We start from the raw sequence: 16,865 nt of genomic DNA on the forward strand, positions 1-16,865 counted from the left end.
GCTAACGGGTGGGCGCAAATATGCGCCCAAAGGGAACGGGAAGGACGAAAAGGAGGAAAAAGATGGGAAGGGGGAACATCAAAAAGGAGAAAAAAGCATGCAAAAGAAGAAAGAAAAAGAAGAAAAAAGAGAAAAAAAAGGAATGGGAACGGCACAAAAATGAGAAAAGAGGGGCGAATGACCCGCCCCTCAGTATTTCAGAATGTAAATTCGTTGGTTGTCCACTCGTCATCCGAGCTAAGGTCAACGTTAAAATCGCCCTTACTATCGGCGTTTTTGCTGAACAGTCGCCCTTTGTAAACAGTAATCACGTTGCGCTGGATGGGCGCGTTAGCTATTTCTTTCTCGAATATTCTATTGCTATTCTTATCATGCGTGGTTACCGTCACATTCAATCCCTTGTTATCGGCTTTTGGAAAAGAGTAAACCTCAAAGTTACGGACTGTTCCAACCATGTCATCGGTTATGTTAAAGTTTTCCCACTGCTTGGAGTTGACACACCCCACCCCATTGATGGCATCGAATGTGGAGCTACCGCCCGTATAATATAGGCGGACCATTTTAACATCAGCGGTTACCGCATCCGTGGCCTGCAATCGGAACATGGCCACCGCGCGCTTCAACTTCAACTGATAAGTGCAATCTTGTTCGACATTGATGCTATCACTATACCAAAACGTATCGGTCACCTTATTATTGGGGAAAGTGATCTTCGCCGGATCGGTCATCGTTGCAATGCCATCACAGCTATGCGCAAGCACCACCACCAAATAACGTCCCTCTTTCAACGACAGGTTGACAGCGCCGAAATCAGCATCCGATGCCTTTTGATTGATTTGCTTTACCCTCGTTCCATTTTGGTAAATGGCAAAGTTGATCTGTGTGCATGCTTTCCCCACATCCGTTGCACGACTCGTGCTGGTGCTTCCAAATGGTATTTGTTCAAACTGTGTGACTTGAAAACGGATCGCCACACCATCAACAGCGCCGCCTCCTCCATCGTCTTCGTCGAATACGGCTTTTTGACACGAGGAGAAGGCGGCGCTCATTATAAAGAACACCATGAGGCGAACAAATAGTTTCATATGCGGTCAAGTGTTAGTTTTATTTGCAAAGATACAAGATAAAACAACACATAAACGCAAGAAATCGGAAAAATTACAAAAAAATCTAATGTCTTATAAGATTCTTCCCACCAACTGAAATTTAAGGACAGGATAGAACTTCCAGTTTTCGATAAACTTAGAGATCTTGTCGCTTTCATCACCAGCTCCAAGGGTACCGTCAAGTATCTCATGGATATCGAGTTCCTCGTCATTCTGATAGACCTTCAATGATCCCATAAACTGGCATCCGAGTTCCACGCGGAATCCCAGACGATTTTTCGGCACCAAACGTCCAAATCCCAATCCCAGGTAAGGGCGGAACGAGTTGCAACGAATATCGCCATCTACATTGCAGTTCTCATCCAGCTTCACCTGATAATCGGCGAGTGCCACACCCACCTGATCCAAGATCTCCTGCTTGTAGCCAGGATATCGATTGATGAAGTTCTCCAGTTCATCGCTATGACCACTCAGCTTCGCGATTTTGTTACCACCGACTGAGAAACCCGCAGCCACAAACAACTTACTATTGCCACCAAAAGGATACACGTTCGCTTTGACATTGAATGTCGTGCGAGCGAAATCGCCCTTCAACTCCATTGTAGAAACAGGAATGGGCACGTCAACACCCCCCATGTTCAAAGAACCGTTGGTTTCCAGATCAACATCAGCGTTCACCTTAAATCCCGGCATGACATTGACACCGGCCTCTAATTCCAAGAAATTGGTGACAGGAGTTGCTACGCCCAAGCTGATACCCTCGGTACCTGCACCCACGTTCAGACCAACATGATTGAAGGCCGTTCTCTTAAACTGCGCATAGCCACTGGTTACAAACACAAGGCTCAAAGCAGCCATCATTACGATTTTTTTCATCACAGAATCTATATAAACAGTTAATATTTTATCATTCAAACTTACTTCTTCTTATTAGCCTTCCACTCGAAGAGATAATCGATGCCACTGATCTTCACCTTGACAAACAGATCATTGGTCTTACGGTCGGAAGTATAGAGGTAACCCGACACCACCTCACCCGGATGGATGGTGGTTCGCTCCAGGTATCCCAGGTCCTCCGGCATCTTCTCCGAATACTTCATACGATTACCGGCCTCCAATTGGCGCATCTTGCAAATGCGCATTTGGAAATTCTTCAGGGTGTTAGACGAGCCAGCGTCGAACACCTGCGCTCCCAAGTTAGCGTTCACATTGTTCTCACGTTCGGTCTCCACCACCACCTTGTTCTTCACCTTACGCTTGGCTACCTTTTTCTTAAACTTCAAAATCTTATTGTCGTATTCGTCAGCGCCAACCAGTTCGAAGTCCTTACGCTTGCCACCCTTCATGTCGTAGATCTCGATTTGCGAGGGGTCAATGTCCACGTTGATCATGCTCTTGTTGACTATAAACAGTCCAATTTCCCTATAATCGCCAATATTCTCGCCCACCATAGAGTTGCTCACGCCCACGATAAGTCCGTTCTTGTTATAATATGGCCATGCCACACCATTCTTATATTCGGTCTCAATTTCCTCAATCGACGGTGTTTCCAGGATAGGCTGATTGTCGGTTGATGAATACTTAGAGTAGTTACCGTCTGCATCCACCACAACATAAAAGCCCTCAGACGCATCGTTCTTGTACGGTGTCAGCGTGCACACCCTGCCATCCTCTGTGAAAACGGCGCCTACCCCCAGCTTCTTACCCTCTTTCATGAAGAAGTGCTCCTTAACGTTGCCATTCTCATAATAAGAAGTGTACTCATTGGTGAGTTTTCCGTTCTCGAAAGTCTTCTGCTCCTTCAACTTACCATTCTTAAAGTAGTTGGTTACCAAGCCTTTGAACTCGCTCTTCGTATCATCAGCCTTGTCGAGCTCCACGAATACACCTTCGCCTTGCAACTCGCCCGTCATATAATAGGTGCGAAACTCCTTGGCAGCCGTCGAGTCGGCCGGATACAGTGCCAACCGATAATAATTGGCAAACGCCTTGTTCTTCGTCACCTTCCAGTTCCTATTATAATAGATGGTGTCAAGACGGTCTTGCGGCTCTGGGGGCGCCACAGGCACAACCGTATCCACCACCACCGTATCCACTGGGGCGACAGGCACTTCCTCTACAACCTTCGCCACCTCAACTTTCGGGGCTTTCGATTTTTTGGCACGTTTCGCCTTCTGAGCGAACGCATCATGTCCCCAACAGAGGGCAATCATCATAACCACGACGATTGAAAACTTTTGCTTCATCTTTCCTTTATTACATTAAATACTTAAAAACCTATCGATCAGTCTCTTTCTAAACAACCGTCCCACCTTCACATAGTCGATCTCATCGAATGGAGGATAGAAATGGCACACATTGTCGACCACCTCAATCAGGTAGTTCACGTTAACAATATACTTCTGGTTGACTTGCAGGAAGTGGTTGTCGAGCGCCAGCAGGTCGGTGCTCTTCACATTGCGTTTCAGTTTGATGGCCTTTTTGGTCTCAGCCACCACCACCTCCCAGCAGCGCATATCGTGGTCGTATTGGAATAGGCACACGTCATCCTTGTCGACCACCTTGAAGTCGACCGAATTGGTATAGAACAGCAATTTGCCGTTCAGCGTGGCCGGCATTTCCCGGTCTCCTCTCTCCACGATCCGTTCATGCTCCTTCTCCAAGCGTTTCACCACCGTGTCGAGTTCCTTCGTATCGATGGGCTTCAGCAACACATCGAACGCCTGCTTTCTGAAGGCCGTCACCACAAACTCATCGTATGCCGTGTACATCACCACCTGACAGCGCCCATGGGTAAACTCCGACAACTTGTCGATAAAATCCAATCCATTGACATCCGGCAACTGAACATCCAGAAACAGCACGTCTGGCTGGTGCTTGTTCAACAGGGCCAATCCGTCCAAAGCGCACAGGGCATGCCCCAGCACCTCCATGTCGTATCGGGTTTCCAACAAGTCGGCCAAAGCCAATCCTGCGTTCTTGTCATCGTCAATGATTACAACTTTCATACTGTTTGCGTTAATCGTTTCAAATTTACATTACGAAGCCATCGGGAATGCACACCTGCGCCTTACATCCCAACACCCTTCCATCATCCGCCTTAACATTCTGCAAGGCGAATGTCATCTTGTTGCGGTTATGCTCGTTTACAACCGCCAATGTCTGGGTAATGATTCCCAATCCGGTGCGTTTCTTGCCTTTCTTGCGAATATCAAATCCCTTTCCATTGTCCACAACGGCAACCACCGTGCTTGCCTGCTCACGTAGCACATCAATCCGCAGCGTCTTCTTGCCATCCCAACCTCTCAAGCCATGCACCAAGGCGTTCTCCACCAAGATCTGCACAAACATCGAAGGAATGCTGGTGTTCTCCAAGTCCACCTCGGGGTCCACCTCAATGGCATAGTCGAAATCGTCGCCCATCAACGGACTCTCCAACGTTAGATATTGCCTGACGAAATCCAACTCAGTTCCCAGCGCCACCTTCATCTGGCACGACAGGTCGAGGTTGCTGCGTATCAATCGCGCCAACGTAATCAGCTCGTTCGCCTCGGCCGTATTGGCATGCAATATCTTGTTGTTAAGCACGTTAAACACGAAGTGGGGCGATATGCGGTTTCGCGCCCCCTCGAGTTTCAACTGCAATACGCGTCGCTTGCTCTCCTCCAATCGTTTGCCCGATCGCATGCTCTTCATGACAAAGAACATACACACCACCAGCACAACCAACAGCGCCACCAAGGCCATCTGTCGCGTCTTGTTGAGTTCCACCGACTTATGTTCGAGCGCCAACTCATGGTGCAACTTCAGCGTGTCTTGCGCAAAACGGTCCATAATTTCCGAAGCGCGCATATTGGTCAGGTTGTGCTCCAACGAGTCGTTTTTCTGCATGTCCTCACGCAAGTTCTCGTAGGCCATCCTATAATTGCCTGTGGCCAAATAATATTTGCGCAAATACTTGTTGCGTATCTGTCGCAAGCCGAAGGCCACCTGGCTCTCGGCATCCGGCCCCAGCAGGTGCCTCTCGTCGCTCAGTGTGCGCGCAACAGCCGCCATATTGCCTTTCTTCACATCCTGTCCGATATGAATGGTGTTGCAATAATACACCGCCGTCACATCATGGTTGGCCACCAGGAAAGGCTCACACTCTGCCAGATACTTCTCCGACAAGGCAATGCTGTCGAGGTTGAGGTACACATCGGCCATGTTGAGCTTACAGAGATACATGTCGAAGCAATTCTCCTTACCGTTCTTTACAAGCAGCCTTTCCAACTGCAGGAACTTGCGAAGCGACTGCGGATAGTCTTTCTTGTAATAGTAGAAACTGCCATAGTTGTTCAAGTAATAAGCTTGCATCGACAGCGACAACACCGAGAGATAGGCTTCTGTTTGTTGGTAACACTTGAGTGAGCTCTCAAAGTCGTTCAGCTTCAGGTAGATGTCGGCCAATCCCACATAAAGCGTCACGTTCTCCTCCTTAGGCAACTGCAGGGAATCGACGAGAAACAAAGCCCTACGATAGCAACAGGCCGCCTCCCTCAACTGGTTCTTGTAAACAAACGCGTCGCCCAGATTGGCGCAGATGCTGGGAGCCTGATGCTGCATATCGCTCCGCATGGAATATTCATAGGCCAACCGGTAGAGCCTCACCACCTCATCCGCCTTACGATGGAAGTTGTGGTAGTTGATAGCCTGGCAGTTGTAAGTATATGCCAAGAGTCCGTTGCGTCGCGGTGTGTCGGGCTGACTGAGCGCAAACCGTATCGTGCGGTCCATGTAGTTGACCGTAGAGTCGGGCGTATCCGATTGGCAGAACCACCTACCCTTTCTAACGTAACACTCATAGTACGCCATGCTGTCCTTCGCTTCGCGCATGCCTTTCTCAATCTCCTTCAAGGCGTCGGGCGACTGTGCTCCGAGCAATTCGTCCAACTGGTGCAACCGGCCGACACGCTGCGCGTCGGCCTTCTCATCTACTGTGTGTCCACACGAAGCCATCAATCCCATCAGGAGCAGCAACACGAGCCCTATATTTTTCTTGCAATTCCTTTTCATTTTCTTCCTTTATCAATCAAACAGTAGTTATTCACACTGCATAATTAATAAAAACGCAGCAAACCAGCAAGCCTTTGACGCTATTTTATCTACTTTTTAAACGTTTATCTACTCATTTCCTTACTACCAACCCACACGTGTCCACAAACCGGAAGGCGTGATCTCCGTCCTACGCGATCCATCTGAAACGCGAAAATAGGTTGCCGCATGTGTATCGTGCGGCAGCCTATCTCGCTATTGTCATTGGTTTGTTTCATTCGGGCAACACCTATGTTATTTTCTTCCTACCCTGTTCATCTTACCCAAATAACGAAGCTTGTTGGCAACGGTCTTACTGTTGGCGCGGCTTCTTGTGTCGTCGTCTCCAAACATCAGCTCCAACCAGTCTTCGCTGATGCCATCGAGAACCGTCACCATGATTGGAGCATCCGCATCTTCCCATGTGGCGTCCTCATCTATAGGAGAGCTGCCAGCGTCGTATTCTATCATCACCAATGTTTGTTTCTTGGCCGAGTAGTAAATAACTTCCATGTAACCGGCCTCGTTGTCCTCGCCCAATTTGTCGAGGCCCAACTTAGCGGCTGCCGCCCTTAAGGTCTTATAGTCGGCCTCATCACCATTATAATATATCATTCCGCCCTTACCCAGGTGTGGGCTCTCAGTAATGTTCATGGCCAACGGCGCCTTTACATCCAACTGTGGCGTGAACGACGGGAAGCCTGCATCGCGAGGCATAACGTTGCGTAAGGTCTTACCTGTAAACAGATGGTTAAACTTCATGTTTTTCGCCACAATCTTTGCGTTCTCATCGCTCATCCCTTGTTGTTTGCTATAGAACGTTCCATAACCACTCAAGGCGATCACGAAAGCGTCGTCGGCCTTATCCACCGTACACTCCATGTTTTTGCCATCTTCAGAATGGAAGGATCCTCCCGTAACCATGTTTTCCACCATCACACCAACACCCTGGTCGTATTTCGTCTGGTCCTTGTTGTAGTTGGATACCTGCATGCCCATGTTTACATGTTGCTCATCGCCAGGAACCAACAGCAAGGTCCCATCCACCACGCACACCACATTCTGCGCACCGTTCGTTGTTGGCACTGGCCAATCCACATCGCCCAGCGCATCCGAATAGATATGTATCTTGTTTTCACCGGCTCCGCCGTTCCCCTTCATTTTCAACAGCACACAAACATCTTCCTTACGAATGGTAATCTGCTCCGAGGCTTCCTGTCCGCTTTGCGAGCGGGCTTTCACCACGGCGTCGCCCTTCATTCCCTCAGGAACATATATGCTGAACTGTCCATCTTTATCGGTCTGTACGCTTTCCGTACAGGTCTTACTGGTCTCCACCCATACCGAGGCTCGCACACCTTGGCTTTCGCCATCAATAACCTTACCATACACGCGCACCAATCGTGGCAACACAATATCTACCTGGCGCTGCTCTCCAGGAGTAAGGGCGGGCACATCCACCTTCACCACCTTATTATATCCGCCGTAATTCTTGGGCTTCACCGTGATGCTGAAATCGGTGTTGGCCGGCACAACCTGACTGTAATAGCCGTTATCGTCGGTTACACTCGAAACCACCTGTCCCACATTCACACGCACGCCAGGCAACCTATTGCCGTCTGTATCCTTCACGTAACCCATCACAAGGCCCTGGTTCTCAGGCCAGTCGAGGTTAACCCATGAGAAGTGGGACACTTCTCCCACATAGACATCGCCTTGCAAGGTGGCGCTACCCTCTTCTTCCCAAAGGCCCGTCTTTTCGTTGAAGCTCCACAGGGGAATGCTGGCGGGTCGGTTGCTTTCCATTCCCGTAGGGATGGGGAACGTGAGCTGGGCCTTCACGCCCTTCCTCAGTTGCAGCTTTTCGCCATTGTCGCCAAACATGTTCAGGTCGGCCATGCCATACGATAACAATGCTACTCTCGAGTTGTCCGAGCGCACAGCAGCCAGATCGCCGCCGGGCATCATCTCGGCAAAACTGTCGTGGTTGGGATCAAGATACACCATCTCCGTCTTCACCTTCCCCGAGTAGGTCTCGTCGTCGCCGTCTATCCGGTAAGCGTTCTTCGGCAGGTCAATGGTCATGCCTCCTGCCGTCAGGGTTTGCGCCGTCGATGCGTTGAAGGTCTTGATGGAGGTATAGTCGTTGTTCGCCTTCTTGCACATCACCACATTCCAAGTATCGTCATAGGCAATGGGAGCGGAGCGCACCACGTCAAAATAACCATCCTTGCTGAAGCGCACAAGCGATCTTCTTTCCACCATCGCCTGCTCCGAGAGATCAAACAATCCCTCAGTATTGGTTGTTGAACTGGCTGTACCCGAGGTTACGAGCACACCCGCAAGCGGTGTTCCATTCACATCCTTCACTATACCCGAGAGCGAATACGACACCATATTCACCTCAATGGGATCATCACCCGGCTCATCCGGGTCTTCATCAGGGTTCATCAAACTTTTCAGTTCGCTACACGAGGCCAACGACAACAATAAGGCCATCAGGAAAAACGAGAAACGATAAAACTTATGATTCATATCCCTAAAAGTTAGTTAGTGGTCTAATTATCCAATTGCAAAATTATATAAAAATTTGCAAAATCTCATTTCATAACAAGCGCACGCGGTGCCTATACGTCACTATTGCGGTATAAACGTCGCTAATTCTCGCTTATTCGGTTTCAAATAATCCGTGGCGATGAGTCGCGCTGCATAAGGCCTCACGCTCCCATCGCAAAAGAGCCATGAGCAAACCCCGTTTTGAAAATAGCCTTCATCTATCTCGTGTGTTTTCTGCCAAACGGATCATAATACTCACTCAAAGCAACAAATTTCAAGACCATTTAGGGATTGTATATCATTTTCCGTTCTTATAAAGTTCTACTACACCAACAACGTTTAGCGGGCCCAATGAAAATTTCCCGCGAAGAAGCTTTGTTATAAAATATGGTCAAAAAGTTGTGTCGGGATTTTGCGTGAACCAGAGAGCGGAAACGCCGTTTTTGCGGGATGGACATGGCGAAAATAAGAGCAGCGGTTGGCGTTGGGCATGTATCGAGTTGCGAAAGATGGCTAACCGTGCCTCGATTGGGAAGGTTTCGCAGCGGGGTTAGGCATGTTTCGAGGGACGAAAGATGCCTAACGGCAATACAAAATGCTGAATGTGGAGCTGCCGAATACAAAGAAACAACACAACACGCTGATTGTTAAGCAATTACAAAAACACGCCGAGAATGGAGTATTTGCAGCAAATGTTTGCGTCGTGGAAAAGAAACGTGTAGATTTGGCTATAGATTGTTACCGTTTTTCGGAACGCATGGAGGCGAAAGGCAACATGGAGATGCGTTGGGAATAGCCATGATGGGGGTGGCGCCCTATGGGCGAGGGGCGTTGTCGTTGACCACCAGGTGGCGAGGAAGGGTGATGACCTTGAGGCGTTCATACCACACACGCGACGACCCCGACACATGGCGGAGCGTGTGACTGCCAATGATGTAATAGGAGGCAGAATACTCGTCCATCAACGAGGTGAAGGCGCGTTTGATGCGTGAGCATTTCTCATTGATGGCATTGTCGAAGGGATCCACCAGTCGGTCGACGGCCATAGCCACCTTATCGACATCCGTCCAACGCGACGTTTCCTTGTAGAGGCGGAGCAACTCGGTGCGGTAGGTCCCCAGACGCTTAAACTCGATACCCTCGGGATGGTTTAGGAACAGCAGGTAAACGGCCTTGTGAACGGGCGACAGCTCCACCTCCCGGTTGTTGTATGCCGTGAGGAAGAAGCGATAGTCGGTATCGATGTGGAGCTGACTGAGGTTGCCCCGCGCCGCCTCGATTCGCAACTGCTCGAGCAGGGGCACACCAATGGCTTGGAGCAAAAGGTCGTTTCGCCCCATGCGTTGCAGGCAAGCCACTCGCTGCCGTAGCTCGGCGGCGAGTTGCTCGGGAGTCTGTTGCTCCAACTGATCGTTGGTGTCGTCGGTCATACGCTCAAGTTTTTCGGAGCCTACAAGAAGCGAGGTCCCTATATGACAAGCGGTCTCGACAGGATAGGGACCATAGGCGCCCCATCCCGTCGAGACTCACACGATGCCGGTTTGGGTTAATCGAAGTTGAGCTCGGGTGCCTTCTCCGCTCCGGTGGCAGCCTCAAACTTCTCCATTTTCTCAAAGCCAAACATACCCGCGAAGATAACGTTCGGGAATTTTCTTACATCCTTGTTGTAGGTCTGCACGGCATCGTTGTATTTCTGGCGGGCCTCATTGATGCGGTTCTCCGTTCCCTCCAACTGCACTTGCAAGCTACGGAAATTTTCGCTGGCCTTCAGGTCGGGGTACTTCTCCACCACCACCATGAGCTTGCCCAAGGCCTGCGACAGCTGGCCCTGCGCCTCCTGGAACGCCTTCATCTTCTCGGGCGTGAGGTTGTCGGCGTCGAGCTTCACCTGGCTGGCGGCGGCACGAGCCTTCACCACCTCCTCCATGGTTTCGCGCTCGTGCTTAGCATAGGCCTGAACCGTCTTGGCGAGGTTCGGAATGAGGTCGGCACGACGCTGATAGGTGGCCTCCACATTGGCCAAGGCTGTGGTGGCCGCCTCCTGATTGCCCACCATGCCATTATACGCGTTGCAACCGCCCATGCATACCAGCACGACGAGAACTACGATCACCAAAAGAATCTTGTTGCTTTTCTTCATATTTTCAATTTACTTAATGATTACTTATCTGTTACCAACCGCCACTTGCGCCGCCACCGCCAAAGCTGCCACCACCAAAGCTGCCACCGATGGGACCGCAACCGCCGCCAAAGCCACCACCGCCTCCGAAGATGAAAGGCGGCATCCAGTCGTCGTTGTCGCGACGACGACGCCTACGGGGCTTCTCCTTGGGTTTCTTCATCAGGCCCAAGGCGATGAGTAGCAACTTGAGCAGTTCCCACGTGGGCCATCCGAGGAAAAGACAGAGAAAGAGCAGCGCAGTAAGCCAATCGGACGTGGTCATCTCCTCTGTCTCGTCGACCGACGGCACGCCGGTCTTACCCGTCGAGAACTTGCGGTAGAGCGCCTGCGCCGTCTCCACCACCATGCGGTCGGTTTGGTTCACCTTCAGGTTCTTCACGATGCAGGCCCGCGCAATGTCATCGCACTCCACATCGGTGAGGTCGGCCTCCAGTCCCATGCCTGGGGCGATGGTGTAACGGCGGTCGTCGATGGCCACCACAACCACCAGTCCACGGCGATCTTTCTTCGTTCCCACTCCATACTTATTGCCCAGGTCCTGGGCCATGCGGAACGTGTTTTCGTCCTTGACGTGGCGAACCACGACAAACACCGTCTGTATGCCACATTCCACTTGGAGCCGACGCAGGTAATGGTCGGCCGTGTCGCGCAAGGCTTGCGACATCACCCCATCGGGGTCGCACACGTAACGCTCGCGGTCTTGCAGATGAACCATCTGTAGGTTATCGGCCGACCAAACGGTGGCTTGCGCCCACAGAGGGACACAAGCGAGCACCACAACGAGCATCCAGCCGAGCATGCGATGGGCGATGAGTGAGGGGTTTACCTTTTTATGAATTGTACGCAATGTATTGATCTTATAGGGTTACGATAAAGCTGTGGGGCTGTGGCCGAGTGCAGCCTATCTTATGCAAAGATAAGCAAAAAGAACTTTCGACCACCGCAAGGCTTGCAAAAATCGCTTGCGCTTTCATATTTTTTATAATTTTGCAACAAAACAACAGAGTTGGAACACATGGAAATAGGCAATCTGCAGAACGGACTCATCGACTTTGTGGCCCCCGTAGAGGACAAGTCGAAAAACATCATCAAGGTGATAGGTGTGGGCGGCGGTGGACAAAACGCCGTGGGCAACATGTATGAGGAAGGCATAGCCAACGTAACGTTTGCGGTATGCAACACCGACACGCAGGCCTTGTCGAAATCGCCCGTGCCCGTGAAGATAGCCATTGGCACCCTGGGGGCGGGCGGCGACCCCAAGAGGGGGCAACAGGCGGCCATCGACCACGCCGAACAGATAGAGCACCTGCTCGACGATGGCACGCAGATGGTGTTTGTTACGGCCGGAATGGGCGGTGGAACAGGCACAGGAGCAGCCCCCGTGGTGGCGGGCATCGCCAAGAAAAAGGGCATCCTCACCATTGGCATCGTGACCATCCCGTTCTTCTTTGAGAAGAAAAACAAGATTGTCAAGGCGCTGAAAGGCGTGGCCGAGATGCGGAAGAACGTCGACGCCCTGCTCATCATCAACAACGAGCGCATCTGCGACGTGTATGCCGACTCAGACATCTCCATCAAGGAGAGTTTTAAGCGCGCCGACCAGATTCTGAGCAACGCCACCAAATCGATATCGGAGCTCATCACCGTGGAGGGCGACATCAACCTCGACTTCTGCGACGTGGAGACCACGTTGAGAGGGGGCGGGGGCGCCATCATGGCCATGGGACGCGGCCGCGGCGAGCACCGTGTGGCGAAGGCCGTGATCGACGCCTTAGAGTCGCCATTGCTCTATGGAAGCGACATCGACAAGGCCTCACGCATACTCTTCAACATCTACACCGACGAGCGCCACCCACTGTTTGTGAGCGAGATGGAGGAAATCGACTCGTTTATGGACATGCTTGATCCCAACATCGATGTGATATGGGGTGTCAGCGACGACAACACGCTCGACGAAGACGCCAAGGTGACCATCTTGGCCACGGGATTCGAGGACACGCTCCACTTGGAGGAATTGGGCAACGACCAACTCATGTCGAAGGAATATGTGGAGAACTTGATCGGCCAACTCTATACGCCTTACAAAAAGAAGAATTGGGACTTGACCACCATGAAGCCCATCAACCCCGTGCAACAAACGCCCGACGAGGTGAGCATCAACATCCAACTGCCTACCGACAACGACACCGACGACACCACAGAGGCACCCAAGGAGGCAGTCCGGGAGACCGAAGCTTCCATAACGGCGACAGAGCAAGAACCGCAAATGGAACCGCATATGGAGCCGCAAGAAACCGTGGCCCACGAGGAACCACTGCCACGCCCCACGCATCACCCCAAGCACACCATGCGCATGTCGTTCCTGCAAAGGGCCAAGTCGTTTATGGACAAGATTACCGAACTGACCCAGGACGAGGAGGGGCAATAAGGCAGGGCTAACGCACACGATTGGGGCGTCATGACCCTACAAAGACAACTCCCTATCGGTATAATGACCCTTTGGGGACAAAGCGAAAGCGCAGGCGTCGTCATTCGATGCCTGCGCTTTCGCTGTTTTCATCCCTGATCATTTGATGACCGTGGCCTTCAGTATCTTCACGTCCCACACTGGACGATCGTTGTCGTCGGTCTCCACGTAGTCGATGTCGCGCACCACATTCAGACCTTTCACCACCTCGCCAAACACCGTGTACTGGCCGTCGAGGTGAGGCGTGCCACCATACTTCAGGTATGCGTCGCACACCTCGGGGGTAAACTTCACCTTGCCACCGGTGGTTTCGTCGAGACGAGCCTGCACCTTATCAAGCGCCGACTTGCTGTAATTGTAGCCCCAAGTGATGTAGAACTGGGCTGCCGACGACTTGCGCTCGGGGTTCTCGGCATCGCCCTCGCGGGCCGCAGCCAGCACACCACGCTTGTGGAAATACTTAGGATAAACGATCTCGGCGGGCAAACGGTAGTCGAGATCATACTCGCCCACCGTCACGCCGGGCTTGGCATGGCGTGTGGTGGAGTCGCCCGTCTGAATCATGAAGTCGGCAATGACGCGATGCCACAGGATGCCATCGTAATAGCCTGAGCGCACCAAGCGCAGGAAATTGTCGCGGTGGAGCGGTGTCTCATTGTAGAGTTCCAACACAATGTCGCCCTTCGAGGTTTGCAACAACACCTGATGGCGAACGGCCGACGAGTCGGTCTTCACCACCAACGAGTCCACTTGTGCCAACAAAGGCAACTGGGCGAACACTAACATCCATAAGAGAAAAAACTTCTTCATTGCTATGCTTTTGTATTTAGTCGGTCGAAAGGCATGACTATCACGCCTACGGCAAGACGGGTTAACGTGGGTAAAATTACAAAATAAGAATTAAAAATAGTCTAATTATCCTCAAAATTATTAATTTTTCAGAGAATCATTCATTGAACCGACCGTTTTCTTTGCCGATTCGTCGAAAAGAATTAAATTTGCATATAATAAGTATTAAAAAGAAAAACAAGTATTTGTAAACAATTCAAGCAAACAAAAATACACAACCATGAATAAGAAAATACTCATCCCTCTGGTGATCGTCATCCTGTTGCTGGCCGGAGGTGCCGCTTGGCTTTACATCAGCCTGAACAAGCAGAAGGAAGAGAACAAAGCCATGCTGGAGTTGGCTGCGCTCGACAAGAAGGAAATGGAAAACGAGTATCAGCAGTTTGCCAACCAATACAGTGAGATGAAGACGCAGATCAACAACGACTCCATCGTGGCCCAACTGACACAAGAGCAGGAGCGCACACAGCGCCTGCTGAAGGAGCTGAAGGAGACCAAGAGCTCCGACGCCAAGGAGATTGCCCGTTTGAAGAAGGAGCTCGCCACGGTGAGAGCCGTGCTTCGCAGCTACGTGTTCCAGATCGACTCGCTCAACAGGCTCAACCAGAACCTCACGGCAGAGAACACACGCATCAAGGGGCAGTATGAGCAGGCCAACAGGCAGATTGAGGGTTTGAGCTCGGAGAAGCAGAGCCTCTCGCAGCAGGTGGCCATCGCCGCCCAGCTGGATGCCATCAACATCAACCTCACCCAGCTCGACAAGCACCAGAAAGCCACCAAGAAGCTGAAGAAAGCCAAGGCGCTCCAGGTGAGCTTCGCACTGGCCAAGAACGTTACGGCGGCCAGCGGCAACAAGACGGTGTATGTGAGGGTGAACACGCCGACGGGCGCATTGCTGGGCGGCGGCGGGTCGTTCAACTATGAGAACCGTTCGCTGCAGTGCACCATGAAGAGAACTGTGGAATATGGCGGTAAGGAAACGCCTATGACCTTATATTATAACATCAATCAAGCCCTGCAGGGTGGTACCTACCGCGTGAGCATCTTCGCCGATGGAAACATGATCGGCAGCAAGAGCTTCACGCTTGATTAAAAAGAAGTAATATGAGAAAGTTCGCTTTCATCATTTGTTTGATAGGCTGCTCCATCACGGTTCAGGGCCAACGGGTCTTGAACCTTGACAGTTGCCGCGCGTTGGCCTTGCGCAACAACAAGCAGGTCAACGTGTCGCGGTTGAGCAAGGAGGTGGCCGTCAACACACGCAAAGCCACACGCACCAAGGCACTGCCCAAGGTCGACGTGGTGGCCGGCTACCAGTTCAGCAGCCGCGACATCAACCTGCTGAGCAAATCGCAGAAAACGACCTTGAGCAACATCGGCACAGGCACCGTGAACAAGATAACGGGCGACCTGTCGGGGAGCATATCGGGAAGCATCACCGACCTGGTGACGCAGGGTGTCATCACGCCCGATCAGGCCCAGCAGTTGGGTACCCTGTTGCAGCAAATGGGCAATGGTCCCATCAGCCAATATGCCAGCGCCTTTGGCAACGCGCTCGGCAAGGAGGTGGTCGACGCGCTGCAAACGAAGACCCAACATGTGTTTGGTGGCGCCATCATGCTGCGCCAACCGGTTTATCTGGGTGGTGCCATCACCGCTGCCAACCGCATGGCCGACATCACAGAAAGCATGGCCGACAACGACCTCGACATGAAAAGGCAGGCCACGCTCTACACCATCGACCAGACGTATTGGACGGTGGTGTCGCTGAAGCAGAAGCAAAAGTTGGCTGTCAGCTACCGCAACTTGGTGAAGAAGCTCGACGACGATGTGCACCGAATGATCAAAGAAGGCGTGGCCACACGCGCCGACGGACTGAAAGTGGATGTGAAGGTGAACGAGGCCGACATGCAGATCACACAAGTGGAGGATGGCCTCTCATTGGCGCGCATGCTGCTCTGCCAGCTTTGCGGACTGCCCATGGACGAGGAGGTGCTATTGGCCGATGAGGACAAGGAGCAACTCAGCGTGGCCACCTGCGATCTCTCGCAACCCACCGACTCCACCCTGTCGACCCGCCCGGAGGTCCGACTGCTGCAAAACGCAGTGGAGATGAGCCAGCAAGCCACCAAGCTGGTGCGTTCGGCCTATCTGCCACACATAGCCCTCACAGCGGGATACATGCTCTCGAACCCCAACCTCTATAACGGATTCCAACGCAACTTCTCCGGAGCGTTCAACATTGGCGTGATGGTTCAGGTGCCCGTATGGAACTGGTTTGAGGGCAAATACAAAGTGAATGCGTCGAAGGCTGCCACCGCCATGGCACAGATGGACCTGTCTGACACGCAGGAGAAGATACACCTCCAAGTGGCGCAAAGCCGATACAAGGTGAAAGAAGCCTATAAGCGACTGTCGATGGCTGAGAAAAACATCAAGAGCGCTGAAGAGAACCTGCGATGCGCACAGGTGGGATTCAGAGAGGGTGTCATGGAATCGACAGATGTGCTGGCCGCACAAACAGCGTGGCAACAGGCACAAAGCCAAAAGATCGACGCCGAAGTGGACATGAAACTAAGTCAGGTGAACCTGCAAAAGGCATTGGGCTTATTGGAATAACATACGATCACTC

At 51.7% G+C, this 16,865-nt stretch carries 14 protein-coding genes; 4 read left to right on the top strand and 10 right to left on the bottom strand.

Annotation, left to right across the window (positions count from 1 at the left end):
• Nucleotides 1–197 precede the first annotated feature (197 nt).
• The 6 genes from KM934_RS05690 to KM934_RS05715 form a co-directional block, all read right to left on the bottom strand.
• On the bottom strand, nt 198–1,085 hold the full coding sequence (locus KM934_RS05690; RefSeq protein ID WP_215759658.1) for a hypothetical protein: 888 nt from the start codon (nt 1,083–1,085) through the stop codon (nt 198–200).
• A gap of 93 nt (nt 1,086–1,178) precedes the next feature.
• Nucleotides 1,179–2,021 carry a hypothetical protein gene (locus tag KM934_RS05695; RefSeq protein WP_252344908.1) on the bottom strand — a complete coding sequence of 281 codons (843 nt, stop codon included), beginning with the start codon at nt 2,019–2,021 and terminating at the stop codon, nt 1,179–1,181.
• 2 nt (nt 2,022–2,023) lie between these two features.
• Nucleotides 2,024–3,352: a toxin-antitoxin system YwqK family antitoxin gene (locus KM934_RS05700; protein WP_215759659.1), complete on the bottom strand. Its 1,329-nt coding sequence runs from the start codon at nt 3,350–3,352 to the stop codon at nt 2,024–2,026.
• Nucleotides 3,353–3,367: 15 nt separating this feature from the next.
• Complete coding sequence (locus tag KM934_RS05705) at nt 3,368–4,114, bottom strand: LytR/AlgR family response regulator transcription factor (RefSeq protein ID WP_215759660.1); 747 nt, start codon at nt 4,112–4,114, stop codon at nt 3,368–3,370.
• A gap of 25 nt (nt 4,115–4,139) precedes the next feature.
• Complete coding sequence (locus KM934_RS05710) at nt 4,140–6,161, bottom strand: histidine kinase (RefSeq protein ID WP_215759661.1); 2,022 nt, start codon at nt 6,159–6,161, stop codon at nt 4,140–4,142.
• Nucleotides 6,162–6,434: 273 nt separating this feature from the next.
• Nucleotides 6,435–8,714, bottom strand: a complete 2,280-nt coding sequence (locus tag KM934_RS05715; protein WP_215759662.1) for a carboxypeptidase-like regulatory domain-containing protein — start codon at nt 8,712–8,714, stop codon at nt 6,435–6,437.
• 616 nt (nt 8,715–9,330) lie between these two features.
• On the opposite strand from KM934_RS05715, the gene KM934_RS05720 reads away from it, so the two are divergent.
• Nucleotides 9,331–9,531: a hypothetical protein gene (locus KM934_RS05720; RefSeq protein WP_215759663.1), complete on the top strand. Its 201-nt coding sequence runs from the start codon at nt 9,331–9,333 to the stop codon at nt 9,529–9,531.
• A gap of 19 nt (nt 9,532–9,550) precedes the next feature.
• Here KM934_RS05720 and KM934_RS05725 read toward each other — a convergent pair whose 3' ends face one another.
• From KM934_RS05725 to KM934_RS05735, 3 genes are all read right to left on the bottom strand, one after another.
• On the bottom strand, nt 9,551–10,165 hold the full coding sequence (locus tag KM934_RS05725) for a hypothetical protein (protein WP_215759664.1): 615 nt from the start codon (nt 10,163–10,165) through the stop codon (nt 9,551–9,553).
• Between the two features lie 116 nt (nt 10,166–10,281).
• A complete protein-coding gene (locus tag KM934_RS05730) occupies nt 10,282–10,875 on the bottom strand; it encodes a LemA family protein (RefSeq protein ID WP_215759665.1) in 594 nt (197 codons plus the stop codon).
• A 31-nt stretch (nt 10,876–10,906) separates the two neighbouring features.
• Nucleotides 10,907–11,764: a TPM domain-containing protein gene (locus tag KM934_RS05735; protein WP_252344909.1), complete on the bottom strand. Its 858-nt coding sequence runs from the start codon at nt 11,762–11,764 to the stop codon at nt 10,907–10,909.
• Between the two features lie 168 nt (nt 11,765–11,932).
• Here KM934_RS05735 and ftsZ point away from each other — a divergent pair, with 168 nt between their 5' ends.
• On the top strand, nt 11,933–13,345 hold the full coding sequence (gene ftsZ / locus KM934_RS05740; protein WP_215759666.1) for a cell division protein FtsZ: 1,413 nt from the start codon (nt 11,933–11,935) through the stop codon (nt 13,343–13,345).
• 138 nt (nt 13,346–13,483) lie between these two features.
• Here the strand turns inward: ftsZ and KM934_RS05745 are convergent, their stop codons facing one another.
• The gene (locus KM934_RS05745) at nt 13,484–14,194 is read right to left on the bottom strand and encodes a peptidylprolyl isomerase (protein WP_215759667.1); all 711 of its coding nucleotides are present in this window, start codon (nt 14,192–14,194) and stop codon (nt 13,484–13,486) included.
• Nucleotides 14,195–14,453: 259 nt separating this feature from the next.
• Here KM934_RS05745 and KM934_RS05750 point away from each other — a divergent pair, with 259 nt between their 5' ends.
• Together KM934_RS05750 and KM934_RS05755 are read left to right on the top strand one after the other, a co-directional pair.
• Nucleotides 14,454–15,326: a hypothetical protein gene (locus KM934_RS05750; protein WP_215759668.1), complete on the top strand. Its 873-nt coding sequence runs from the start codon at nt 14,454–14,456 to the stop codon at nt 15,324–15,326.
• Between the two features lie 11 nt (nt 15,327–15,337).
• Nucleotides 15,338–16,852, top strand: coding sequence for a TolC family protein (locus KM934_RS05755; RefSeq protein WP_215759669.1), 1,515 nt, complete (start codon nt 15,338–15,340; stop codon nt 16,850–16,852).
• The last annotated feature ends 13 nt before the right edge of the window (nt 16,853–16,865 follow it).

Source organism: Hallella faecis, from assembly GCF_018789675.1.
GTDB lineage: Bacteria > Bacteroidota > Bacteroidia > Bacteroidales > Bacteroidaceae > Prevotella > Prevotella faecis.